This is a genomic window from Veillonella sp. 20925_1_51 (genome assembly GCF_041431445.1).
Lineage (GTDB): Bacteria > Bacillota > Negativicutes > Veillonellales > Veillonellaceae > Veillonella > Veillonella nakazawae.
Genome location: NZ_JAPVXT010000009.1, coordinates 1 through 25,823 on the forward strand (window position 1 = coordinate 1; position 25,823 = coordinate 25,823).

A 25,823-nucleotide genomic window follows, 5' to 3' on the forward strand; every position below is an offset into this window, starting at 1 on the left:
CCTTTTTTGTATTACTTAAATTCTGTAGTGCTTACATTTTATAGAGCTTACATTTTGAAGAAATTAAAAGGAGTTATAGATTGTAAAGTCACTTACATCAAAGCGTTTTGTATGGCCTGGAGCAGGTACACAACCTGGATGAGGATAACCGATTGGGAATATCGCTACAGGAATGATATTATTTGGTAAATTATAGGCGTCTCGTACTTTAACTGGATCAAAATGAGCAATCCACGTTGTTCCTAAGCCTATATCCGCCACGGTAAACATAAGATGAGAACCTACAATACTGGCGTCTACAACGCCCATATCCGCATCATCGTATTCCCGTTTCCAACTCACTGTATTATCATAACAAACAATAATTGCCAACGGCGCATTGAAGTGACCATTAGTGCAGTCTTTTAGTTTATTAAGACTATCTGTCGTATTCAGCACAAGTAAGCGTTGTGGCTGATAATTATGAGCCGTAGGTGCTAATCTCGCTGCCTCTAACAAGATATCTAATTTCTCTTGCTCAACGGGCTTCGTATCAAATTTTCGTACTGAATACCGCTCTGTGGCTAATGCTTTGAAATCTTTCATTAGACCTCACTCCTTAGTTGAAATAAACTTACCTATTTTAAAGAAAACACCTATATAATGCTTACAATATCTTGCCTCTATACAGACTACTTCTGTTAATATATTTCTCTATATTACTATAAAAGTCCTTTAAATCCAAAAGCCCCTTATCTGAAAGCAGACAAGGGGCCATTTCATATTATTTTTTTAGCCGGTATTATTTTTTAAGACGGCTAATTACTTCGTTAGTAATATTTTCGATTTTGCTGTTAGCGTCAGCCGCACGGATTGTGTATGGATCATCCAATACTACATCCATTTTTTTCTCAACGCGAATAGATTCAACTGCATTGTGAATTGCTTGCATCATAGGTTGAGCAATTTTGTTGATTTCATCGTTTTCTTTTTGAAGCAATGGAGCTACGGATTTATTGAATTCAGCTTCTGCTTGAGTTTGATCTTGAATTTTTTCAATTTCTTGTACTTTTTTCTCAATTTGTGGACGGTATTGAGCGTCTACTTGTTGCATTTTCATATCTAATGCACCATAGCCAGGGTAGCTATTTACTACTTGGCTCATATTTACTAAGCCAATGTTAGCAGCACTTGCTACTGCAGCAGTAGCAGACATAGCACCAACGATAGCTAAGGTAGTTAATTTTTTAGATAATTTCATCTGAAATCCTCCTCGAAATAAAAGTGTCACTATACAATCCAATAGTGTACTATTTTTACTATAACAAATCTCGCTAACTTTCACAAGACTATGTTACATAGCATAATAAAGCCCTATGAAATGCTTATGAAAGTCTATAGAAGTTAAAATAATACCCACAAGTATACTCTGAAGCTATAATAGCAGTCGCTACGGACATATTCAGAGCACACATGTGGGTATTACGGCTTTCACCTATTATTTATAATTCGACACCGAATTATTGTTCATCGTTTAAATAAATGTATTTATCGGATTTCAATTTGGACACGAGGTCAGGCACCAAACCGATAAGACGATCGAAGCTGCTGCTGTAAGGGTTACCTTTAATGTTAAACAACTCAATGCGTTCGCCTTTAATAACGAGGATAGCGCTTGGTTCCATTTTGGCACCGCCACCACCGCCGCCACATTCGTGGTTTTTGTTAGCAGTGTTGTGGTTTGTACCAGTACCAAAACCAAATGTTACGTCTACGAATGGAACAAGTGTAGTATCGCCGATTTGCACAGCTTCGCCTACTACAGTTTCCACCTTAATCATATTTTTGAATTTCTCGAATAGGACTTCCAAATTCTCTTTTACATTACTGTTTTCCATCACAGTACCTCCGCTTTTTGTGAAAGTATCATTGCTGTACGTTCAATACTTAGGTTTTTATACTATGTATTTACTTCTATATGACATATACATTATTTGTAGACCTTATATATTGTCTTAATACAGCTCATTTACTTAGTTGACTTAATATATCCTTACGCTGTTTGACCTTGTTCGGCTTTCAGCTTTTCTAACTGCTTAGCTTCCTTCCGTTTAACCCAGAAGACGCGAGCGCTTTCACCCAATAGGGAACGCATTGGTTTAGATAGCAAGAATCTTGTACCATGCCAAGCCATGACAGCTAAAATGATGCGCCCTTTAATATGTCCGCTACCTTCACCGGCCCAATTTACATAATCGAGCTCGATGTTCTCAGCTTGTTCAGGCCAAATGCTGTACAGCATAGATGCGATAATCCCCATACGATATGGGTCACCGATACCAAATCGACCTTCTATGGCCACATCGCGTGGTTTAGAGTGGTCATAGCATCGCTTCGAAACAAGGAATAGCTGGTGCCATAATTCTGTATTTTGTACATGTTTCATGAACCAGAATGTAGGAATTTTAGACTTAAATGATGCTACCGGATCGTTTGGATCTGGTTTTTCAAAACGATGTTTAACCGTCGTTTTGAGGTCTTTCACCTTCGTAAATACCTTTTCCTTGATGGAACCGTCACTGTTGAAAGTAACGCGGCTCACTGTTTCGTCATCGCTTTTAATATGGGATGTTGGATCTTGCTGAATTGAGTCATACCGATCAGCTCGAGCCTGTGCATCCATATCCTTAGAAGCTTGTTCAGGACGTTCAATGCGTTCATTTGGATTTTCAGATCTACCAGCCCCTGGTGATTCTTCATCACCAAAGGTAGTGTCAGAACGTTGAGAGCTTTTCAAATCTTCAAAGCTAGTGCCACTAGAGCTTACAGAAGGACCTTGTCCGCCCCCTTGCATCGCCTTAGCAAAGGCCTCTGCTTGTGACATATCATCGTCTTCATCCACAACTTTTTGGTATTCTTCGTCAACGCGATTTTCAAGCCATTCTTCATAGTCTTTCACAGGACCAATCTTGAGCATGCCCAAAATGTATAATTCCTTAAAAAATGGTTTGTCCTGCAAATACGCTAGATGCAGTGAAAATACACGCCACAGCCATTTGACGCGCACCTCGCCACGATATGGCGAGCGTCCGTTAATTTCGATGCTATATGTGATTGGTGTCAGTAGGATAATCAAGATGAGTGCTGCAATGATGGCCACAATAACGAGGGCCACAATAGCCACTGTACTCAACCACATCACCTCCTTAGGTGTACCTATGATTAGTTTTCAATACCTTTTCGAGCCATTACGCCTTGAAGGTAGTAATGTTTAACCTCTTTCATTTCCGTTACAAGGTCTGCCTCGTCGATTAATTCTTGAGGAGCCCCACGGCCTGTGAATACGAGTTCCGTTTCTGGATGACGAGCATCGAGCAAAGCCTTTGTTTTATCCCATGTAATGAGTTCAAAGAAGAGTGCCATGTTGTATTCATCAAGAACAACGAGATCGTACTCCCCACTGCTGATAGCAGCCAGTGCACGTTCGTATCCTTTTTCAATGAGCGCTACATAGTCCTTCGGCGGATTACCGGATTCAAAGACAACGACTTCATCGCCCCATTTAGCGAGTTCATCCTTGCTCTTCATCCCTTCTTTGATGATAAAGAATGGCTTACCCACGGTTTCTAAGGTTAAATTCTGTAAGGTAGGTAAAATAGTATGTTCACTATATACTTTAGATTTCATAAATTGCAAAAAGAGGACTTTCTTGCCAGCACCGATGGCACGGATTGCTAAACCGATAGCAGCGGTCGTTTTGCCCTTGCCTTCGCCGGTATAAACTTGTACATAGGCCTTCATAGATATACCTCCGTTCATATACTTTTATTTTACAATATATATATGCAAAAATAAAGAAAAAGAACTTGCTATTAGTGCATTTGCACGCATAACAAGTTCTTTTTCTATGAATTATGTTTTATTTTAGTTGCTAATTGGTAAGAAGATCATAGGGTCTGTAGGAGATCCATTGAGTCGTACCTCGTAGTGAACGTGAGCGCCTGTACTTTTACCAGTACTGCCCATCAAGGCGATTGTTTGACCTTGTTTTACGCTCATACCTACAGTTACCAATACAGCACTATTATGGCCATAACGGGTTACGAAGCCATTGCCATGGTCGATTTCAACGAGGTTACCATAACCGCCTTCTGTATAACCTGCAAAGGTTACAACGCCCGCAGCAGTCGCCACAATTGGTGTACCATAATCATCCGCAATATCTACCCCATCGTGGAATGCACCGATAGCGCCCGTTACAGGGTCCACACGGCTACCAAATGGAGAGGTAATAACGCCCTTGCTCGGCCAGATACTTGGTGTAGTGTTATTCGTAACACCACCAGAGCCAGCAGAGAAGTTAATGGATTGCATAGCCATAAGGTCTTGCGCCCCACCATCACGAAGGATATTACGCATTGTATAGAAGCTAACTAGCAATTTTTGTGCGTCCTTGTCCATTTTGGACAGACGAGCTGATAATTGTGCCGCTGTTAGCGTCTTTACTTCGCTTTCATCAGCGGCTGGCTGCTTTGGGTCGCTACCGTCCCCGCCACCTTGAGATGGTGTGCCAGATTCAGCGCCCTTCAGCATTTGCTTGTTTTCTTCGCTAATTTGATTTAAGTTTTGAATTTTCTTATCTAAAACATCTGTCTTTTGTTGTAACAATTTTAGCTGTTCAGATTGTAATTGTGTCTGTTGACGTAATTGCACAACCTCAGCTTGGCGCACGATGCCCCAAATGCCGAGAACCAATGCGGCGATAATTATAATAGAGCTTACAATAGCTGCAACCTTCGCTTGCTTGGTTGTTAATGTCAATATGCAGTTGTCACCATTTCTTTCAACTTTGTTTGAAATAAATGCCGGTACTTTCAATACAAACCTTCCTTATTTAGAAACGATGGCGCTCGTTAACGCTTCCTCATTGGTGCGCTCGCCCAACGCTTCGTTCAAACTCTCTAATTCTTCTTGTGAAAGACTTACGAGACTTTTACCTTTCACAATAGGTTTACTAAAAATACGGGATTCGCTACGACCGTAAATACTGGAGATACAAATACCGTTATTGTTGCCATCCAGTAATGTAAGCGCAAAAGACAAATCATTACCGATATTTTCAAAGGCATTATATTTAATAAATCCAATTTTTTGTATCGTATTGCTTTGAATATTGCGGATTGCCGCTTGCTCGGTCATCATAGTCTCAAGACCCTTTGCAGCATCGCGAATTTCGCTAACCTCTACAGATAATTTACGTTCTAGGCTCGCACCATTGTCCCCTTGCATAAAGAAATCATATTTCTTTTTAAGGCTCCCTAAGCGAATGTGCAAGATTACACAATACACTAACAACGCTATTACAAGGACGATGGTCGCCATGCCAATCCACGATTGAATCGATTCGAACATGTATATTCCTTCCTATACAATCATTCAAACTCCAACACTTAATTATACTATTCTTATTGTGAAAGTTAAATGACTGCATACAATTTAATTTAATATGTGTAATTATAGATTAATTATACTTACCCTTTTATTTCATCAATAAATGGGCTTATCGCTCGTTCTAGTATACCATGTAGAGCCGCTATGAGTACACCGTAATTTACGATTGGTGTGCCTTGTACAACGGCACATTCAATACGTCGTAACACCTCACGGCGTGTGAGCATACAAGCACCACAATGAATGATTAAATCATACTGGGATACGTCTTTTGGGAAGGCGCCTCCACTAGTAAATTCTAGCTGTAAATCTGTATGACCTTGCTTCTTAAGAAGATTAGGAATCTTTACAGTACCAATATCATCACATTGGCGGCGATGTGTACAGCCTTCACTAATAAGCACCTTAGAGCCTGCTTTCAAATTCTTAACCGCTTCTACACCAGCTACTAAATCTTGTAATTTACCCTTAAATCGGGCCATCAAAATAGAGAATGATGTCAACGGAATTGTATCAGGTGTTAACTCATCAACTCGATCAAAGGCTTGAGAGTCACAGATAACCATCTTGGGTGGATATTTAAGAGAATTAATCATAGCTGGTAACTCTTCTGTTTGGCACACTAACGCTAAACCTTTATAATCCAATATTTCACGAATAGTTTGTACTTGTGGCAAAATAAGGCGACCCTTTGGCGCTGCACTATCGATAGGACATACAAGAATTATAGTATCTCCCTCTTCTACTAGGCCTTGTAATAGAGTTTGATCACCTTCTACATCAAGTGGTGTTAATCCGCCCAGAAGATCGAGTAACTCTAAACGTTTAACCTTAGATGTAAAATCAGCAGAACCAATGACAGTAGCTAATTCAGATAATCCCTTATGAGTTTCTACATAAATAGATGCATCTGTTTTATTTTTTATGTTGTTTTCTTTGTCATTTTCTTTGTCAATTTCTGCATTGATTTCATTTATAAATAATGCAATAGGCACATTATTTTGTTTTAATAGCCCTAACCAATGCATATCATCAGCAGTTGGTTCTTCATCGGTACGAAGTACATAAACAGCGAGGTTAATTTTCTTCACAACCTCTTCTGTTTTCTCCATCCGCAATGTACCTAATTCAGTTGTATCGTCTATACCAGCTGTATCGGTAATCACCACAGGTCCTAGTGGTAAAATCTCCATAGATTTGCTCACAGGGTCTGTCGTTGTCCCTGCTACTTCAGATACAAGGGATACAGGCTGATCTGTTAACATATTGATCAATGTAGACTTACCAGCATTACAGCGGCCGAAGAAGCCGATATGCACGCGGTTTGCTTTAGGTGTTTGTTCCATAGTCTATCCTTGTTACTTAACATATATATTATTAAATATCTAACTAATGTTTCTAATAATATAACTTATTATATATAATATATCGCTTATATATAATATATCACTTTATATAATTATAACCCTTAAATACAGTAAAAGCGCAGTCCGTAGACTACGCTTTCACCGTGGATTGTAAATTGTATTTATATTATACAGAATTGTTATTAATTTGTCATTACTTAATTTACATAATTCGATATCAAATTTAGTATACCGATTATGATATTTAATAAAAAATCCACTATATATAGTTATTACGTAGTAATAAAGAGTACAAGATTATATATTACTAGTGCTTTTGCTGAGCAATTATACTCTAAATTCTACAGTTTCAGTATCATCTGTATGGTTTTGACCATCCATATAAGCAATGAGTCGTTCTAATTCTGTTTCAGAGGAGAAGGCAATTTCAATCTTACCTTGAACCTTCTTACCAGCACGGAGCTTAATGTTTACAGGAGATCCCAAGCTTAGTTTTAAACGGTCCATAAGAGCACGTACCTCTGCAGTACTTTGCGGCTTAGCAGCCTTTGTTTTAGGAGTTTTATTTTGCATAGACTTTACAAGAGCCTCTGCTTGACGTGCACTTAATTCGCCCTCTTTAATACGTTCAGCAGCTTCAATTTGTTGTGCAGCACTACGCAACGCCAATAATGGACGTGCTTGACCTACTGTTAAGTCACCTTCAATAAGATCTTTTTGTACAGAATCGCACAACTTTAACAAACGAACCATATTTGCAATATAAGAACGACTGCGACCTAAACGAGCAGAAATCATTTCTTGCGTTTGTTTATAAGTATCCATTAAACCTTGGTATGCCATAGCTTCTTCAATAGGATCTAAGCCTTCACGTTGTAGATTTTCAACGAGGGCTACCTCTGTCATTTCTTCTGTATTATATTTCTTTACAATAACTGGTACTGTCTCTAAACCCGCAATAATAGCCGCACGGTAACGACGTTCACCAGCTACAATTTGGTATTTATTCTTTTGTTTTCGTACTACAATCGGTTGAAAAATACCAAGATTTTTAATAGATTCAGCTAATGTAGCTAAACTATCCTCATCAAAGCTTTTACGAGGTTGCTCTGCATTGGGAACTAATTCGGAAATTGGTAGTTCATGAATCTCCTTTTCAGGTAGTACAGATTCTACAGTATCCACCTTCATTAAGTTTCCAAGGCCCTTCCCCAAGCCAGATGATTTGCTTTTCTTACTTTTAACTTCTCTAGGCATAACTAACCTCTCTCACCTTACATAGTGACTATATCAATTTGTAACACTCTATTATTTAATTATTTAGCTTTTGAGGCTTTAATTACTTCTTTAGCTAATTTAGTATACACGTCAGCACCCTTAGATTTTGGATCATATACAATAATTGGTTCACCATAGCTTGGAGCTTCGCTAAGACGTACATTGCGAGGGATAATAGTCTTATATACTTTATTGCCAAAGAATTTTTTCACTTCATCAGCAACCTGAATAGATAAATTTGTACGACCATCAAACATAGTTAACAAGACACCTTCAATTTCAAGGTCTTTATTAGATGTTTGTTGTACAATTGTTATGGTTTTTACTAGTTGACTAACCCCTTCTAGTGCGTAAAATTCACTTTGAATTGGAATTAAAACGCTATCTGCTGCTGTAAAAGCGTTTAATGTTAGCAAACCAAGGGATGGCGGGCAATCAATAATAATAAAATCGTATTCGTCACGTACTGGTGCCAATGCTTTTTTCAACATTGTTTCACGTGAAACAACGGAAACGAGTTCCACTTCTGCACCAGCTAATTGAATTGTTGCAGGCGCTACAAATAGCTTTTTAAGCATTGTAGGCTGAACAATATCAGTAATAGGTTCACCATCGATTAGAACATCGTGTACACAGAGTTCTAAATCATCTTTTTCAATACCTAAACCAGAGCTAGCATTACCTTGTGGATCTAAATCAACAAGCAATACTTTCTTACCAGCATCAGCCAAACAAGCGCTCAAATTCACGGATGTTGTTGTTTTACCAACACCGCCTTTTTGATTAGTAATAGCTATAACTTTGCCCACTTAATTCACCTCACATGTTCGTTCAAAATATTTCTTTTTAATTATAACATAAAACAACGATAATTACGGTAATTACAAATCAAATTCTCGAAAAATATCTATAATTTTATCTATTAAACACATCATTTAATAATATACATAATCAAATATTAGCAAATAACATAATATAACCTCATTCTGTATTCTCAAAATTCTTAATAAAAACCCTAATTATTTCACGTGAAACAATTTACTTTTAATTTTTTAAAACGATTTTAAGTTAAATATGTACATAAATGTTTCACGTGAAACATTTATGTATAATCAAAAATTAACAACTTGCTCCGTATATAATTCTAGCAAAAAAATTATGTTAAAAAATTAAGCTTGGTATATAAATATATCCCAACTAATTAAAATTACACAAAATTTTTTCACGCATATTTTGCTTTAAAAACAACTAAAAAATGTAATTAAACTTATTAAATTAAGTAAGCCAATAAAATATCTAAGCTAGCAAAACAACTGATTGCAAAATTTAATTAAACATTTCAACTAATAATTAAAAATCAACACCAAAACAAAATTTAATATACTGAGTAAAATTTACAAACAAAACGATTAAATTGTTTCACGTGAAACAATCTAATATAAAGTAGTAAGATTATTAAGTAAATATAACAGCGCAAAGTCTCTATAACATTATCATTAATAACTTTTAGGATTAAAATACAATTTGATATAGCTTTAAGTTATATCAATACACTATTAAATTATATGAGAATACAGGCCCTATATGCTTTGACAGGCATTATCGATATCTATATACTATTAATTAGATAGTAATTATATTTATAGGCGTAAAATCAGTAAATTTTAAGTTTTAACTGATCTATATACAATATACTAAAGATTAAGTACACGCTCTACGGATACGCAGAGCTTTTTATTTTGAATAGGAGGCGTTTCCATGCCAATTTATAACGGAATGCTTCCTGCCATCGATAAAGCAGAAGTAAAACGATACGCAGGACTTCGTCATGCAGAGGATTTTCCGCAACAATATGTGGACGAAGCATGTAAAGAAATTCAATTATTAGCTACACCTAAAGGTGTATATCAAGAATACGATTATGATGCAGAAACAAAGACAATTTTGAGCAATCCACCGCTTAAAATTGAAGGTTCCATCATTGAAAAACACTTAGAAAAGTCTACAAAAGTCTATGTATTAGGCGTGACAGTAGGCGAAGATGTAGAAGTCCGCAGTGAACAGTTATTCAAACAAGGTAACTACACTGTTGGTTTGTTACTTGATGCAGCGGCTACAACAGCAGTAGAACAAGTAGCAGATCAAGTAAATGAAGTTATCAATACCATCGCTAAAAAACAAGGCTATAAACCAACATGGCGCTTTAGCCCTGGCTATGGTAACTGGCCACTAGAAATTCAGCCACAACTAGCTAAAATCATCAAAACAGAGATGATTGGCTTACAAGTAACAGAGAACTATTTATTGTTCCCACGTAAGTCTGTAACAGCTATCATTGGTTTGATGCCAGCTAACGAAGACATCAAAACAAAACGTGGTTGCACATCTTGTTCCCAAAAGGATTGTGCATCTCGTAAACTACCAGAAAAAGCGACTGTAACGTCTAATAACGAAGGCGAAAAGGGATGTAACAAAACAACAGATGAAGCCTCTGGTATCACTATGAAAGGCCAACCAACAGAATAATGTTTCACGTGAAACATTGTAAATTTTAGGATGATAAAGGAAGATGTTTATGTATATATTTGACGGTGCTATGGGCACAATGCTTCAAGCTGCAGGCTTAGAAGAGGGCTATTGTCCAGAATTATTTAACGTAGAAAAACCAGAAGTAGTAAAGAATATTCACGCTCAATACTTACAACACGGCAGTGATGTTATCACTACAAATACATTCGGTGCTTGTGGTCTTAAATTAGAAGATTACGACTTACAAGATCGCGTAAGAGAAATTAATATTGCCGCTGTAAAGGTAGCAAAAGAGGCTATTGCAGAGGTTAAACCATCTGCTCGTGTAGCTGGTTCTATGGGTCCTACAGGTCGTTTCTTACAACCATTGGGCAACATGAGCTTTGACTCTATTTATGACACATACCGCGAACAAGCTGAAGCATTGATCGAAGGCGGTGTTGATTTCATTATCATTGAAACCATCATCGACGTACAAGAAATGCGTGCCGCTTTATTAGCATCACTTGATGCACGTGAAGCAGCAGGAAAGACAAAAGAAGATGTACAAATCATCTGTCAATTTTCTTTCAGTGAAGACGGCCGTACTATTACAGGTACACCACCAGCAGTTGCAACTACTATCGTAGAGGCAATGGGTGCAGATATTATCGGTATTAACTGTTCCCTTGGACCTGAACAAATTACACCTCTTATCGAGGAAATCGCTAGCGTTACAAACTTGCCAATTAGCTGTCAACCGAATGCAGGCATGCCTCAATTAATTAACAAACAAACTGTATTCCCACTTACAGCAGAAGAAATGGGCCCATTAATGCTTCCAATCGTAGATGCAGGTGCAACCTATGTAGGTGGTTGCTGTGGTACAACACCAGCTCATATCCAATCTATTTCTGATGCTGTGAAAGCACATACACCTAAAGAACGTGCTCACGTAGAACCTAAAACAATCATTACAAGCCGTACTAGATTGTTAGAATTAGGTCACAATACAAAACCACTTATCATTGGTGAACGTATCAATCCTACAGGCCGTAAAATTCTTGCTCAAGAGTTACGTGATGGCTCTTTCATCCGCGTAAAACGCGATGCGTTAGACCAAGTAGAAGCAGGTGCCGACATCCTCGACGTAAACATGGGCATAGCAGGCATGGACCAAACTCCATTGATGGAACGTGCTATCTTTGAATTATCCATGCTCGTTGAAACTCCATTATCCATCGACACATTGGATCCAGCAGCTATGGAAGTAGCTCTTAAAAACTACCCAGGCCGCGCACTAATCAACTCCGTAAATGGGGAAGAGGAGTCCATCACTCACGTTATGCCATTGGCTAAACGCTATGGTGCAGCTTTACTTTGCTTGCCAATCTGCAGTGGTGACTTACCTGAAAAAGCAGAGGACCGCGTTGCTTTAGCTGAAAGCATCGTAAATCGTGCCTATGGCTATGGGCTTCAACCACACGACTTATTACTTGACCCATTGGTATTAACACTTGCTAGTGGTGAAGATAGTGCACGCCAAACATTGCGTACATTACAGTTATATAAAGAGAAATTTGGCTTCCCAACAGTAATGGGATTATCCAATATTTCCTTCGGTATGCCACAACGTCCTTACTTGAACGGCCAATTCTTAACAATGGCTCTGGCATGTGGCTTAACAACACCAATTATGAACCCATTAAATTATCCAGCTAAAAAAGCGTTTGTTTCTAGCACTACATTATTAGGTTGGGACCCAGGTTCTGCTCAGTTCATTAAAGAATACGGCTACGAAGACGAATCAAGCGCTCCTGGTAACTCCGCTCCGAAAGGTCCAGAGAAAAAATCCTTCGATAGCAATGATCCATTGGCGAATATTCGCGCTTGTGTAGAACAAGGGGAGAAGGAAGCCATCGTCGAGCTTGTTAAAAAAGCCTTAGCAGATGGCATGGACCCATTGGATATTACGAAAAAAGGCTTATCTGAAGCGATGAACGTAGTAGGGGACAAGTTTGGTTCTGGTAAATTATTCTTACCACAAGTAATGCTTGCTGCTGAAACAATGCAAGCTGCTTTCAATACGATTAAAGAAATTATTCCTGCTAGTGAAAGTTTAGATAAAGGTACAGTTGTTGTAGCTACTGTTAAAGGCGACATCCACGATTTAGGTAAAAATATCGTAGCAGCTTTACTCGAAAACAATGGTTACAAAATCGTTGACCTTGGCAAAGACGTTGATCCAGAGGTCATCGTTCAAGCTATTAAGGACAACAAAGCCGCTCTCGTTGGTATCTGTTCCTTGATGACTACAACAATGCCTCAAATTGACAATACTATCGCTGCTATCCGCGCTGCAGGACTTAAAACTAAGGTCATGGTTGGTGGTGCCGTAGTATCTCAAGACTACGCAGACCAAGCGGGCGCAGACATCTATGCTAAAGACGGTATCGCTGCTGTTAACCACGCAAACGATTATTTTGAAACATTAGAAAAATAATTTCTGATTTACATGACACAAAACAAGGTGAAAGCTCATCTTAAAAACTTATTTTGATGGTGAAAACCACTTAAGAGATTAAACAAGATAAGCTTTCACCTTATGTATAGATCAAGAGGTACATGATGACATTAAGAGAGAAACATCAACAAGGGAAATTCACTATCACTGTTGAATTAGACCCACCAAAGAGCAGTTCTGCTCAAAAGGTATTTGACCAAGCAGCGCGTTTGAAAGGGAAAGTAGATGCAATTAACATCGCTGACAGCCCTATGTCTAAGATGCGTATGAGCCCAATTTCCTTGTCCTATTTGTTACAACATAATGAAGGCATTGAAACTATCTTCCACCTTACATGCCGTGACCGTAACATCATCGGCTTACAATCCGAATTACTTGGTGCTGCAGCACTTGGCGTAAATAATATCTTAACCCTTACTGGTGACAAACCAGATAATGGGGACCACCCATTTGCCCAATCCGTATTTGAAGTAGACTGTATGGGCTTGCTCAATATCGCTAAAACATTAAATGCTGGTAAGGACTTGGCAGGTAATGATTTAGATGAGCCTACAAACTTCTACATCGGCGCTACTGGCAATCCTGGTGCGCCAGACTTAGAAATTGAACGTCAAAAATTGGCAGCTAAAATTAAAAACGGTGCGCACTTCGTACAAACACAACCAATTTACGATTTAGAACAAGCAAAACGTTACATCGATAAAATGTCTGAGTTTGATGTACCTATTATGCTCGGTTTAATTCCACTTAAAAGCTTCAAAATGGCTACTTATTTACATGAAAAAGTACCTGGGATTAACCTTACACAAGAAATCCTAGACCGTGTAGAAAAGGGCGGAAAAGAAGCGGGTACAGAAATCGCTATCGAAACATTGGAACAAATCAAAAAAATCGCTGCAGGCGTACATATTATGCCTTTAAACGATATCGATACAACATTACATATCATTGACCATGTATAAATCATTGTAAAATTATAAAAGAACACCTTTCCCACAGACTCCATAGTGAGTAGGGGAAAGGTTTTCTTTTTTTTATAACTATAGGGAAAAAGAAAGAGGATACAAATCAGAGATTTGCATCCTCTTGTTGTTTATATAAGGTAGAATTTGTTTATATTGTGCTTACAAGCAACTATATTCCCCTTTAAAGATTACACTAACGGTTTATCTTTAATTTCTTTTGGCTTACGTGGGTATTGTTTCGGTGTTTTACCTGTTTTCTTGATGTACAGGATTGCTCGTTTATCATCCAAGGTTGGCAGAGTAACGATATGTACTTCTTCAATATTAGCTTTTAATATGCTGAGAGCTTTATTGGATTCTCCCACTTCTTCTTCGTAAATAGCGCCTTTTAAAGCCACCACGTAGCCACCTTCTTTTACGTAGGGCACAGTCCATTCTAAAAGAATGGGTAAACGTGCCACAGCACGGCTCGTAGCAATATCGAAGCTTTCACGATAATCTTGATGACTAAGATCCTCTGCACGACCATGTAAAGTAGTACAGTTCGTCAATTTAAGCTCATCCATAACGGATTCAAGGAAGGTAAGACGTTTTTTCAAAGAATCAAACAAAGTGACCTTGAGACTACGATCATAGATAGCCAATGGAATGCCAGGGAAACCAGCGCCAGTACCGACATCGATGATGGACATGCCAGATTTAATAATATATGGGTCATAGCAGGAGAGGGAGTCGATCATGTGCTTCACTACAACCTCTTTCATATCTGTAATACCAGTGAGGTTGAGATATTTATTTGTTTCAATCATGCGCGCATAGTACACGTAAAAGTCCTTCGCCTGCTCTTCCGTACAAGGCAAACCAAATTGGCTCATTTGCTCCATCATGTATGAAACAAATTCAGACTCAGGTGCGATAGGCACATCGTATTTCTCTTTCATAAGTACTCCTAATAAATTATTCGATATTTATATAAAGTAAAAGCTATCCACATTTATTTAATACAACTCATGTCATATAGCTCATCATATAAATAAATCTACGTAATTAACAATGTAATTAATAATATATGAGATATCAAAATAGTATTTCTAATTTCAAATGCTATAAAAATCAAAAATTTGCGTTATACAGCGTTTTTAATCTATTTTATATAAGTTTATATACGAAAACTAATAAAACAACCATATAAGCGAAATATTTAAGTCATTTTTCTTTATATTATAGCATATTCTCAACTCATTCTCATTTATAAATAAAAATATAGGACCTGTGTAACACAAAATAGGGTAGGCGAGAAATGTTATACCTTTATTATCATTTAAAACAATTAATTGAGAAATTGGTCCATCTTTTTAACCTGATTTTCAACCTTTTGTTAAATTTCCAAATCCTTATTCTATTTCAATGCAAATCAAAATTTCTTTACCATCAAATCGATCAATAATTGTAAACTTATTTTGTTAACCTTTTACCACATCTACTTTCAGTTTCCTTATACAACTTTTTATCAACCAAATTTCACAGTTTATTTCTAATTTATCACCATGAACTTTTCTTCACTTATAGAATATTTTGTCTATTCTGAATGTACACTCGATGTACTTCTCTAGTGTACATATTTTAGTCGTAGAACAATATGTATATTATAAATATTCACGTCAATATACAAACCCTTACTAATGTCGCTCTCTTTTATATAGATAAAAAACTTGCTAATCATCCTATTTATAGATACACTACCATTAATAGGGAGGTGATACCCATGAAACAGAAATGTATGTGGCTATTATTTAAAATGGGCTTATCATTATTTACTCCAGACTATATGAACGAAGGTCGAGAAATCGATGAACATCAAGAAAGAGAAGCCTTATAACACAAAAAGCTAGTTAATCGTATCGATTAGCTAGCTTTTTCGATTATATGATTGCTTATCACAATTATTTACTTCTATTGTATTGTTCTAGTTGGATCAACAGTACAGATACATCCGCCGGAGATACGCCAGAGATACGGCTTGCTTGGCCAATAGAGTGAGGGCGGATTTTATTGAGCTTTTGTTGAGCTTCAAGGGAGATACCCTTAATTTGTGTGTAATCCCATTCTTTTGGAAGAATTTTTTCTTCTAGTTTACGAACCTTGTCGACTTGGTCCATTTGCTTTTTGATATAACCTTCATAAGTAATGGAGATATCAACAGCTTCTTCTACATCAGGAGTATAGCGTTTTAAACCAAATGCATCGGCTACGATAGCATAGGAAAGTTCGTTACGTTTTACTAAATCATAAGCGTGAATACCTGTTCTAATAGGTGCTGTACCTAAGCTTTCAAGCAAAGCTTGAGTTTCCTTAGATGGATTTACAGGTGTATTTCGTAACATATCTATTGCTTCGTCGATAGCAGCTTTCTTAGCAATAAATTTAGCCCAACGATCGTCTTTTACAAGACCAATAGCACGACCTTTTTCAGTAAGGCGCATGTCTGCATTGTCTTGGCGAAGCAATAAACGATATTCACTGCGACTTGTCATCATACGGTATGGTTCATTTGTACCTTTTGTTACGAGATCATCGATGAGAACACCGATATATGCTTCGGAGCGAGCAAGGATAAACGGTTCTTTACCTTCAAGCCACAACGCTGCGTTAATACCAGCCATTAAGCCTTGTGCAGCGGCTTCTTCATAGCCAGATGTACCATTTGCTTGACCAGCAGAGTAGAGGCCTTCAATATGTTTCACTTGAAGGGCTGGCGTCAATTGTGTTGGGTTCAAGCAATCGTATTCAATAGCATACGCAGGGCGCATGATTTCTACATTTTCAAGGCCTGGAATGGTGCGAAGGAATGCATATTGTACATCCATAGGAAGGGAAGTACTCATGCCTTGTACGTACATTTCGTTTGTGCTAGTACCTTCTGGTTCTACGAATAATTGATGGCGTTCTTTATCGGCAAAGCGCACTACTTTATCTTCAATAGAAGGGCAGTAACGAGGGCCTACACCTTCGATTTTACCGCTATACATAGGGGCACGGTGAATATTGCTCGTAATGATCTCGTGCGTTTCTTTGTTAGTATAGGTCAACCAACATACGTCTTCATTGCGATTGATCCATTCATCCATAAAGGAGAAGGAATGATGATGTGTATCGCCTTCTTGAACCTCCATATTTTCAAGGTTAAGCGTGCGTTTATCTACACGAGCTGGCGTACCAGTCTTAAAGCGCATCAACTCAATGCCATTGTCGAGCAAAGATTGAGAGAAATGTTCTGCTACGCGTTGACCATTTGGGCCACCTACATAATCGATATCGCCGATGAGGATTTTACCTTTCAAGTAGGTACCTGTACAAAGAATAACAGCCTTAGCGCCATAGAATTCGCCAAGTTCTGTAACAATACCTGTTACCTTGCCGTCCTCAACCTTAAGCTCTGTTACCATGATTTGCTTAACATTGAGGTTCTCTGTATTTTCAATGGTTTGTTTCATCAAATGTTGGTATTTGATTTTATCAGATTGACAGCGCAAGGAATGTACTGCAGGGCCTTTACCCATGTTGAGCATACGCATTTGAATAGCCGTAGCATCTGCGTTAATACCCATTTGACCACCTAAAGCGTCAAGCTCATAAACAAGATGGCTTTTACCAGGACCTCCAACGGCAGGATTACATGGCATAAGCGCAATGTTATCTAAACTGATGGTCGCCATCAACGTGCGATGACCCATGCGGGCAGCGGCAAGAGCTGCCTCACAACCAGCATGACCACCACCGATGACGATGACATCATAATTATCTACTGTGTACATATGAATTTCCTTATATATTACTTATATTGAAAGCTTATTTTATTTAAATCACGAGGCCATAGGCCGAGTTCCCCCTATTCTCCATAGAGTGGCAATGAGGGCTTTCAAAAAACGACTTTAACTTCACTGTGGATATTTTGACCCAGTGTCCAGGTCGCTCGCTGAGCATTTTTCTTCGAAAAATTGCACGCTCCGACCAAAGTGATGTGTGGCTACCTCAGAGTCCAGTTCCTCACTGTGAATTTTCTTTAAGCTACGTTGTAGCCTAGAAAATTTTACGTTCGGAACAAAGCGATGCAGTGTCGTTCCCAGGGTCCAGGTCGCTCGCTGGGCATTTTTCTTCGAAAAATTGCACGCTCCGACCAAAGTGATGTGTGGCTCCCATCGTCGCTAGCGCTCCTCTGTTAGCTCACACCCTACTTTTATTTACCTAAACAAAAGCGACTGAATAGTTCGTCGATCATGCTTTCACGGATGGTGTCGCCTGTGATGTCGCCTAGTAGTTCCCAGGCGCTGCGCAGGTCGGTAGCTACAAAGTCTACTGGCATGCCCATGTCGATGGAGGAGAGGGCTTGTTCGACTTGAGTTTTTGCTTGTTCCATGAGGCTAATGTGGCGCACGTTACTGATCATGGCGCTGTTGTCTTGTTTTACGCGACCGCCGTAGACGAGTTCTTGCACCCATTTGGAGAGAACTGCAGAGCCTTCACCTTCTTTAGCACTGATGCGCTCGATGGCCGTAAAGGTTCCGTGTTCTTTAATATTTTCGTCTGTAACGACTTGTGCCATATCGGACTTATTGAGGAGTACAATGGTGTTCAAACCGCTGACAGAGGTCAAAATTTCGATTTCTTCAGGGGTTAATGGAGTAGACCCGTCGATAACACAGAGCACGATATCTGCTTTGTTGATATAATCGCGAGCACGCTCCACGCCGAGGGCTTCTACCGTATCTTGAGTATCGCGAATACCTGCCGTATCGATGAGGCGTAGAGAGATGCCTTCTACGGTCATATATTCTTCAATACTATCCCGCGTCGTCCCTGGAATATCCGTTACAATAGCGCGGTTTTCACGCAAGAGAGCGTTCATAAGGCTCGATTTACCTGCATTTGGGCGGCCTACAATAACCGTTGTAATACCGTCGCGAATGAGGCGTCCCGTATTCGCTGTGGATAACAAATCATCCATGGCTTTCAAAATAGGCTGCAATTGATCGCGAACCTCTTGGCTCGTTACGTCCTCAATATCCTCCTCAGGATAATCAATGGTTACCTCTAAATGAGCAATCATGGCTATGAGCTGTTCACGCACATCTTTTACAAAGGACGAAACTGTGCCGTCCAGCTGCGATACAGCGAGAGAGAGGGAGTCCTCCGTTTTCGCTTCAATAATATCAATAATCGCCTCCGCTTGGGTGAGGTCGATACGTCCGTTCATAAAGGCACGCTTCGTAAATTCGCCAGCTTCAGCCATGCGCACATCGTGATTTACGAGCAATTTCAAGATTTGTCGAACCGGCACAATACCGCCGTGACACTGAATTTCTACCACGTCTTCTGCGGTGTAAGAATGAGGGCCTTTCATTAATAATACAAGAACCTCGTCGATAGTCTTGTTCTTTACAGGGTCCACAATGGTCCCGTATTGTATCGTTCTGTTTTGGCGGTCCATCAATGGAACGGTGCCAGCGCTCTTGAACAGGCTATTTACAATAGGAAAACTATCCTTGCCGCTGACCCGAATAATACCAACCCCGCCGATGCCGGGCGGCGTCGCAATGGCCGCTATTGTATCATCTATATACATACATATCTCCGTATTTCGATTATCTAGTATTTGCTTTTGTATATGTTCTTCGCCTGTGAAAGTTAAACTAAACTAATCTTTGCATGCGAAGATTAACTTAGGTTAGCTTTCACCATAACCTAAAGAATAAAGGGGGCAGCCCTCAAGCAACCGAGAATATCAGTCACTTGAAAGCTGCACCACTATATTATTTTTTATACGTAATCACAACGTGACGGAATGGTTCGTCCCCTTCACTGTTAGTAACAACGTTTTTATCCCCTTGAAGGGCAGTGTGAATGATTTTACGTTCAAAAGCATTCATCGGTTCTAAGGAAACCTTTTGACGGTTGCGTTTCACCTTAGAAGCCAAGCGTTTCGCGAGATTCACCAATGTTTCTTCTCGACGAGAACGGTAATTTTCCACATCTACAACGATGTAGCAGTGGCCAGATACATCCTTGTGTGCCACGAGATTTGTTAAGTATTGAATAGCATCCAATGTTTGACCATGTTTACCGATCAAAATACCTAAATCTTCGCCGTGTACTTGGAATGTAATCTTATCTTTAGTCATCATTTTTTCGATAACTACAGTGAGGCCCATTTGTGTAAACATATCATCGAGGAATTGTTTACCTTTTTCAGCAATTTCTTGTTGATCTTCTTTTGAAAGTTCCTTTTTAGAAGGTTTTTCTACAATATCACCTTCAGAAGTTTCAACTGCTGTATCTTGTACTTCTGTTTCACTTGTTGCTACTGGCTTGGAAGCAACAGCTACAGATTGTTCTTCTACATGAGCTACTTCTTCTTGCGTAGCAGTTTTAGCTACAGATGTGAAGAATAAGCGAACAACTGCTGGTTTACGACCAATGCCCAAGAAGCCATTAGAAGGTTGTTCCAAGACTTTAGTTTCTACCAATTCTTGGCCATCTTCAGCCAATTGAGCTACGCCTTTGGCAATGGCATCTTCAATGGTTTTAGCAGATACATCGATAAATTCCATAGTGTCTCCTATTTCTTAGCTTCTAAGCTTTTGTAAATGAAATGTTGTTGCACAAATTGGAATACATTGGATACGATCCAGTAAATAACTAAGCCAGATGGGAAGTTAAGGGAGATGTAACCAATGAATAAAGGCATAAAGATTGTCATAATCTTTTGTTGTTGCGCAGCAGCACCAGTTGCACCGCTACTAGTTTGCTTGGACATAATCCATGTAGATAATGCACTCAATACTGGCAAAATGTACATTGGATCTGGTTCGCCAAGGCTAGGGAGCCATAAGAATTGTACATAGTTTTGATCGTATGGATAGCCTTGTAAAGCATAGAAGATAGCGATCAAGAATGGCATTTGCACCAATAGAGGCAAACAACCAGCCAATGGGTTAACGCCCATTTCTTTGTACAATGCACCCATTTCAGCTTGAAGTTTTGCAGGATCGTTTTTGTATTTGTCTTGCAATTCTTTCATGCGAGGCTGTAACTCTTGCATAGCCTTCATGGATTTGATTTGTTTAACAGTAAGTGGTGCCAAAATCGCTTTGATAACGATTGTTAAAAGGATAATAGCCACACCGTAGCTTGGATAGCCTACCATTTGAGTTAATTGGAACGCATAGGTTACCAATGTAGTCATCAATTCAACGATAGGGTGGAATATACTACTTAAGAATTCCATTGTTTCTCCTTTTTCTTACAGTCCGAAACCGTCCTTTGCGCATCTATATATCGTTATGGTATGGTCTAAATTTCATCCATACAGATGCTCAGGTATTTCCAAAATTGTGCTCGATGGTTTTTGTGAAAGTTACTTTCACAGAACGCATCCAGCCTAAGCCCAAATAGGTTAGGGAACTGGATCGTAGCCACCCTTGTGAAAAGGATGGCAGCGAAGAATGCGTTTTAAACCCATCCAGCTACCTTTCAAAGGACCATATTTTTCGATGGCCTGCAGAGTATATGTGGAACATGTCGGATAATAACGGCAACATCCAGGTTTTAAGGGAGATATGGCAAGCTGATAGAACCTAATTAAAAGTCGTAAAAGCATTGTTATACAGCGTTTCATAGAAATCTCCATATACACAAAAAGGACCAAAGCCTCTAACTTGTGGTCCTATTTATCATTTTGTACCAATAATTTGCTTTTTCGCAAGAGATACAAAATCTCCTTTTCCGCTTTTTCGTAGGTAGCGTTTTTCAGAGGGCCACGTCCAACAATTACGATATGATATCCTTCGCGAATGGAATGTTGATTGAGGCGATACACCTCTTTCATAAGGCGTCTAGCTCGGTTGCGCTCCACTGCACAACCAACCTTTTTGCCTGTTACAAAACCAATGCGAGTAGATTGCTTCGCCACGGGCATACGATACAGTACACACATACGGCCTACTTCGTATTTACCGTGCTTATACACAAGGCGATATTCATTATTGTGCGTCAGTCGTCTTGCTTTATCGAGGCAAAAATTCATATGCATTGTCCTTAAGTCCTAAGAATAGAAAAACTTGGCAGCAGCGCCAAGTTTTTTCTCCTGCCTAACAGCTATTATATTATGCAGATAAGCGTTTTCTGCCTTTTGCACGTCTTCTTTTTAAAACGAGACGGCCACCGATAGTTTTCATGCGTTCACGGAAACCATGGGTACGTTTTCTCCAAAGAGTATTTGGTTGGTAAGTACGTTTCATTAGTAAAACACCTCCTCGTCATTTGTATTGTTTTACTTATACCATAACAGGGTAATTATAGAGTTAAAACGTAAATTTGTCAATATAATAAAGGCATTCTGCTTGTGAGTTCTTGTATTTCTGTAATAATTCTATCACACATTTCATCCTGTAATTGATGTTACGTTTCCAGGGGGAGGAATATAGGGCTCCTTCATCGCTCCATACTAACCGTAAAGTCGCTCAAAAGGACTCTATATTCCCTCCCTAAGTAAATCCTAATGTCAACTTACACACCACTACACGATGTAAACGTAACATCAATCTATAGCAACACAAGAACTCACATTCTAATCTTTTTATATAAGACAAATTTATGTTTTGATCTCTAGTTAGAAAGAGGGGAGGAATAAATCTGGTTTTCTCCCTCCATACGACATGTTTCGGTCAAAAATCCACATCTATTCCTGCTCCTAACACATTCTAATGACTACTATAACACCTACTACCAGTATAAAAAGTAGTATCAGTTTTTATAGCAAATCTAAAAGTCTTTCAGAATACGAATCTAATATTTAACAAATCTTACCTTTTAACCTCTTGAAGGGAAAGGGAAAAATTGATGTTATGTTTCCAAAAGAGGACTCCTTCATCGCTCCATACGACGCGTAAAGTCGCTCAAAAGGACCCTATATTCCCTCCCTAAGTAAATCCTAATGTCAACTTACACACCACTACACGATGTAAACGTAACATCATTTTACAGCAATACAAGAACTCACATTCTAATCTTTTTATATAAGACAAATTTACCTTTTGATCTCTATTCATAGAGAGGGGAGAAATAGATGTGGTTTTCTCCCTTTTCCCTCTACTCAATATGAAATTACAATTTGTTTTATGAACAGAAGTTTATTGTTTAGTAACGATGATTAGATAGTTTCTAGATTACTTTTCCATAGTTATTATTTATTAACAAAGTTATCTATCTTTGTTAGAAAGGGGATTGATACTAATTTTTAAGCGACTTGCGTCAGAATGGAGCGAGAAAATTAGTATCAATTCCTTCCTAAAAGTAATCTAGAAACAAAGATAAATATAAGTGGATAAAGATTAGATTTATAGATCATCGTTACTTAGTTAAAAATAGTTCATATACAAATTGTAATTCCATTCATTCCTCCCCCAAAAGTAATTGATGAACAAAAGATGAGATAATTACTGAGTTATTAACATTTCTCCTTCAGATAATCAAAAGTTATCCACAGAATAAATGACAAACTAGTGATTTTTTGGTACAATCATAACTGAAATTAGGAAAAAGTATATATTTTTATAAGTTTTTGTTGGATAACTTTCGAGGTTATCCACATTTTTTCTCTTTTAACCTGTGTAATCTATAAAGTCAGTTATTATCTGGTTGGAAGAGAATTTTATTTTCACTTATTCACAGGTTGTGCACAGGTTATTCACAGGAATAACAGGTTTTTCCACAGCTTTCACAAGAGTTATATACATTATTCCTAAAGTTATACACATTTATCGCAATAGTTATACACAAGAGGCACGTCATGCAGTCATTTGATTTGAATAATATATGGGAACATATATTGCAAGAGGCGAAAAAGAACATGCAACATTTGCCTGACGCGTTGTACTTGCGCGTCACGTCATCGTTGATTCCCATGTCTCTCGACAGTCATTCGATCCATATAGGGGTCATGCAAACATTTGTTAAAAACTTAATCGATCAGCAGCCGCAGATTAGCAAGGCTTTACAGGATGCTATTACTACGGTTATCGGTTCCCATCGGGATATGGTGTTATTCGATTTCAATCAAGAGAGTGTAGATACTACCTTTGTTGATGAAAGTCTCATCGATGATGCACCTGTAGTGGCTCCACCGATGCCATTACCGCCTGTGGTAGAGGAAAAAGCTCAACAAGATGAGTTCTATAAACCAATCTATCAAGAGCCTGTCTATATCGACCGCACACCAGCTCCTGTGAATATTCCAGATGAGCCAATGGTAGCGCCTAGTAAAACAGTTGAAACTACAACACCTACATTACAATCTGATAATGTGCCTGTAGATTTATCCTTATCTAACCTTAATCCAGCGTACCGTTTTGACAATTACGTTACAGGCAACGCGAACCGCATTCCATTTGGGGCCGCTCAAAATGTAGCTGAGTTCCCAGGCGGCGACTATAATCCGCTCTTTATCTATGGTCCTTCAGGTCTAGGTAAAACGCATTTGATGCACGCCATCGGCAACGCTATCAAGGAAAATCATCCACACATGAAGGTTATGTCCATTACGAGCGAAAACTTTATGAACATTTTCGTGGAAACATTGCAACGTAACCAAGGTAAATTGTTCCGCAACACGTTTCGCAATATCGATGTGCTCATGATTGACGATATTCAGTTCCTTGAAAGTCGTGAAAGTACGAAAACTGAGCTATTTAATACGTTCAATGAGTTATTAAATAACAACAAGCAAATCGTCCTCACTTCTGATACGATGCCAAACGATATGGAGCAGTTCGAAGACCGTCTTCGTTCTCGTTTCCAAGCTGGCTACATTGCTACCATGGAAAACCCAGATTTAGAAACACGCATTGCCATCTTTAGATCTTTGCTGGAACGAGAATATAAGAAAAATCGCGTTATCCGTATCGATAATGACTCCATCAACTATGTGGCGTTACAATTTAGTGAAAATGTCCGCGTGTTGCAAGGTGCTTTCACCAAATTAATCGGCACCGCATCCATCGATCAACGTCTTGAATCTATCGACCTAGAATACACTAAACAAGCCTTGGCTGGCCTCGTTCATACCGAAGAGGTGAACATGGTCACTATTGAAAGTATCCAGAATTTTGTAAGTTCTTATTTCAGTATTAAAAAGCAAGACTTGCTCGGCAAGAAGCGTAAGGCACAGTTCGCATTCCCACGCCAAGTGGCCATGTATCTATGCCGCGATATGATCAATGAAAGTTATCCTCAAATCGCAGCAGCCTTCTCTCGTGATCATACAACAATTCTCCATGCGTACGATAAAATTACGAAGGAAATTGAACGAAACGAAGAAACTAAGAACATGATTTCTGAAATTAAACAGAAATTAACAACCTGTGGATAACTCTGTGGATATATTGTGCGTAACTTTGTGGATATCCTAAAAACCGCACTCTGCTGTGAGTATGTGGATAAGTGGTTACAAACTATCAACATAGTTATACACAACCGAGAAATCGCACAAATAGTAGCGCCAATTCACTTTTACACATATGAACAGGCCCCTACTATTACTACTACTAAAACTAACAAACAATCAAAAAACCAGTAGAAACAGATCTATCGCAGAATATCTATAGAGCATCTACGATAGCAAATATAGAATATTACAAACAAAATAAGTAATTATTAGTGCTTCTACATTATATGGAAACAGTACATACAAACAAT

General features: G+C 38.7%; 22 protein-coding genes. 4 read left to right on the forward strand and 18 right to left on the reverse strand.

Translation table 11 applies throughout. The features are described 5' to 3' along the window. Nucleotides 1–63: 63 nt before the first annotated feature. The 10 genes from O3607_RS08800 to O3607_RS08845 form a co-directional block, all read right to left on the reverse strand. On the reverse strand, nt 64–585 hold the full coding sequence (locus O3607_RS08800) for a nitroreductase family protein (RefSeq protein WP_371443709.1): 522 nt from the start codon (nt 583–585) through the stop codon (nt 64–66). Nucleotides 586–781: 196 nt separating this feature from the next. Next, nucleotides 782–1,240, reverse strand: coding sequence for an OmpH family outer membrane protein (locus O3607_RS08805; protein WP_119207078.1), 459 nt, complete (start codon nt 1,238–1,240; stop codon nt 782–784). 259 nt (nt 1,241–1,499) lie between these two features. After that, the gene (locus O3607_RS08810; RefSeq protein ID WP_005384862.1) at nt 1,500–1,877 is read right to left on the reverse strand and encodes a GerW family sporulation protein; all 378 of its coding nucleotides are present in this window, start codon (nt 1,875–1,877) and stop codon (nt 1,500–1,502) included. Nucleotides 1,878–2,032: 155 nt separating this feature from the next. Continuing rightward, nucleotides 2,033–3,172: a hypothetical protein gene (locus O3607_RS08815; RefSeq protein ID WP_371443710.1), complete on the reverse strand. Its 1,140-nt coding sequence runs from the start codon at nt 3,170–3,172 to the stop codon at nt 2,033–2,035. Nucleotides 3,173–3,201: 29 nt separating this feature from the next. Beyond that, nucleotides 3,202–3,780 carry a cob(I)yrinic acid a,c-diamide adenosyltransferase gene (locus O3607_RS08820; RefSeq protein WP_060924854.1) on the reverse strand — a complete coding sequence of 193 codons (579 nt, stop codon included), beginning with the start codon at nt 3,778–3,780 and terminating at the stop codon, nt 3,202–3,204. A gap of 123 nt (nt 3,781–3,903) precedes the next feature. Beyond that, nucleotides 3,904–4,857: a peptidoglycan DD-metalloendopeptidase family protein gene (locus O3607_RS08825; protein WP_371443711.1), complete on the reverse strand. Its 954-nt coding sequence runs from the start codon at nt 4,855–4,857 to the stop codon at nt 3,904–3,906. Between the two features lie 12 nt (nt 4,858–4,869). Then, a complete protein-coding gene (locus tag O3607_RS08830; protein WP_371443712.1) occupies nt 4,870–5,391 on the reverse strand; it encodes a DUF4446 family protein in 522 nt (173 codons plus the stop codon). Nucleotides 5,392–5,510: 119 nt separating this feature from the next. Then, nucleotides 5,511–6,776, reverse strand: coding sequence for a [FeFe] hydrogenase H-cluster maturation GTPase HydF (hydF, locus tag O3607_RS08835; protein ID WP_371443713.1), 1,266 nt, complete (start codon nt 6,774–6,776; stop codon nt 5,511–5,513). A gap of 348 nt (nt 6,777–7,124) precedes the next feature. After that, the gene (locus O3607_RS08840; protein ID WP_371443714.1) at nt 7,125–8,054 is read right to left on the reverse strand and encodes a ParB/RepB/Spo0J family partition protein; all 930 of its coding nucleotides are present in this window, start codon (nt 8,052–8,054) and stop codon (nt 7,125–7,127) included. A 59-nt stretch (nt 8,055–8,113) separates the two neighbouring features. Further along, nucleotides 8,114–8,884 (reverse strand): ParA family protein, encoded by a 771-nt coding sequence (locus O3607_RS08845; RefSeq protein ID WP_060924859.1) that lies wholly within the window; start codon nt 8,882–8,884, stop codon nt 8,114–8,116. A 949-nt stretch (nt 8,885–9,833) separates the two neighbouring features. Between O3607_RS08845 and O3607_RS08850 the strand changes: the two genes are divergently transcribed. The 3 genes from O3607_RS08850 (at nt 9,834) to O3607_RS08860 (ending at nt 14,069) form a co-directional block, all read left to right on the forward strand. After that, on the forward strand, nt 9,834–10,601 hold the full coding sequence (locus tag O3607_RS08850; RefSeq protein ID WP_316119742.1) for a methionine synthase: 768 nt from the start codon (nt 9,834–9,836) through the stop codon (nt 10,599–10,601). A 49-nt stretch (nt 10,602–10,650) separates the two neighbouring features. Continuing rightward, on the forward strand, nt 10,651–13,086 hold the full coding sequence (locus tag O3607_RS08855) for a homocysteine S-methyltransferase family protein (RefSeq protein ID WP_371443715.1): 2,436 nt from the start codon (nt 10,651–10,653) through the stop codon (nt 13,084–13,086). Between the two features lie 125 nt (nt 13,087–13,211). After that, nucleotides 13,212–14,069: a methylenetetrahydrofolate reductase gene (locus tag O3607_RS08860; protein ID WP_227283535.1), complete on the forward strand. Its 858-nt coding sequence runs from the start codon at nt 13,212–13,214 to the stop codon at nt 14,067–14,069. A gap of 191 nt (nt 14,070–14,260) precedes the next feature. On the opposite strand, the gene rsmG is transcribed toward O3607_RS08860, so the two are convergent. From rsmG to rpmH, 8 genes are all read right to left on the reverse strand, one after another. Continuing rightward, nucleotides 14,261–15,013 carry a 16S rRNA (guanine(527)-N(7))-methyltransferase RsmG gene (gene rsmG / locus O3607_RS08865; protein ID WP_371443716.1) on the reverse strand — a complete coding sequence of 251 codons (753 nt, stop codon included), beginning with the start codon at nt 15,011–15,013 and terminating at the stop codon, nt 14,261–14,263. 1,002 nt (nt 15,014–16,015) lie between these two features. Beyond that, entirely contained in the window at nt 16,016–17,887 is a 1,872-nt protein-coding gene (mnmG, locus tag O3607_RS08870) for a tRNA uridine-5-carboxymethylaminomethyl(34) synthesis enzyme MnmG (protein ID WP_316119738.1), read from the reverse strand. A 422-nt stretch (nt 17,888–18,309) separates the two neighbouring features. Then, nucleotides 18,310–19,695, reverse strand: a complete 1,386-nt coding sequence (gene mnmE / locus O3607_RS08875; RefSeq protein ID WP_371443717.1) for a tRNA uridine-5-carboxymethylaminomethyl(34) synthesis GTPase MnmE — start codon at nt 19,693–19,695, stop codon at nt 18,310–18,312. Between the two features lie 187 nt (nt 19,696–19,882). After that, on the reverse strand, nt 19,883–20,680 hold the full coding sequence (gene jag, locus O3607_RS08880) for an RNA-binding cell elongation regulator Jag/EloR (RefSeq protein WP_371443718.1): 798 nt from the start codon (nt 20,678–20,680) through the stop codon (nt 19,883–19,885). Nucleotides 20,681–20,688: 8 nt separating this feature from the next. Continuing rightward, a complete protein-coding gene (locus O3607_RS08885) occupies nt 20,689–21,357 on the reverse strand; it encodes a YidC/Oxa1 family membrane protein insertase (RefSeq protein ID WP_296007870.1) in 669 nt (222 codons plus the stop codon). 168 nt (nt 21,358–21,525) lie between these two features. Beyond that, a complete protein-coding gene (yidD, locus tag O3607_RS08890; RefSeq protein ID WP_012865047.1) occupies nt 21,526–21,747 on the reverse strand; it encodes a membrane protein insertion efficiency factor YidD in 222 nt (73 codons plus the stop codon). A gap of 48 nt (nt 21,748–21,795) precedes the next feature. Next, nucleotides 21,796–22,155, reverse strand: coding sequence for a ribonuclease P protein component (rnpA, locus tag O3607_RS08895; protein ID WP_195186128.1), 360 nt, complete (start codon nt 22,153–22,155; stop codon nt 21,796–21,798). 79 nt (nt 22,156–22,234) lie between these two features. Next, entirely contained in the window at nt 22,235–22,369 is a 135-nt protein-coding gene (gene rpmH, locus O3607_RS08900; protein WP_004692946.1) for a 50S ribosomal protein L34, read from the reverse strand. 1,550 nt (nt 22,370–23,919) lie between these two features. Here rpmH and dnaA point away from each other — a divergent pair. Continuing rightward, the gene (gene dnaA / locus O3607_RS08905; RefSeq protein WP_371443719.1) at nt 23,920–25,497 is read left to right on the forward strand and encodes a chromosomal replication initiator protein DnaA; all 1,578 of its coding nucleotides are present in this window, start codon (nt 23,920–23,922) and stop codon (nt 25,495–25,497) included. Nucleotides 25,498–25,823: the final 326 nt, after the last annotated feature.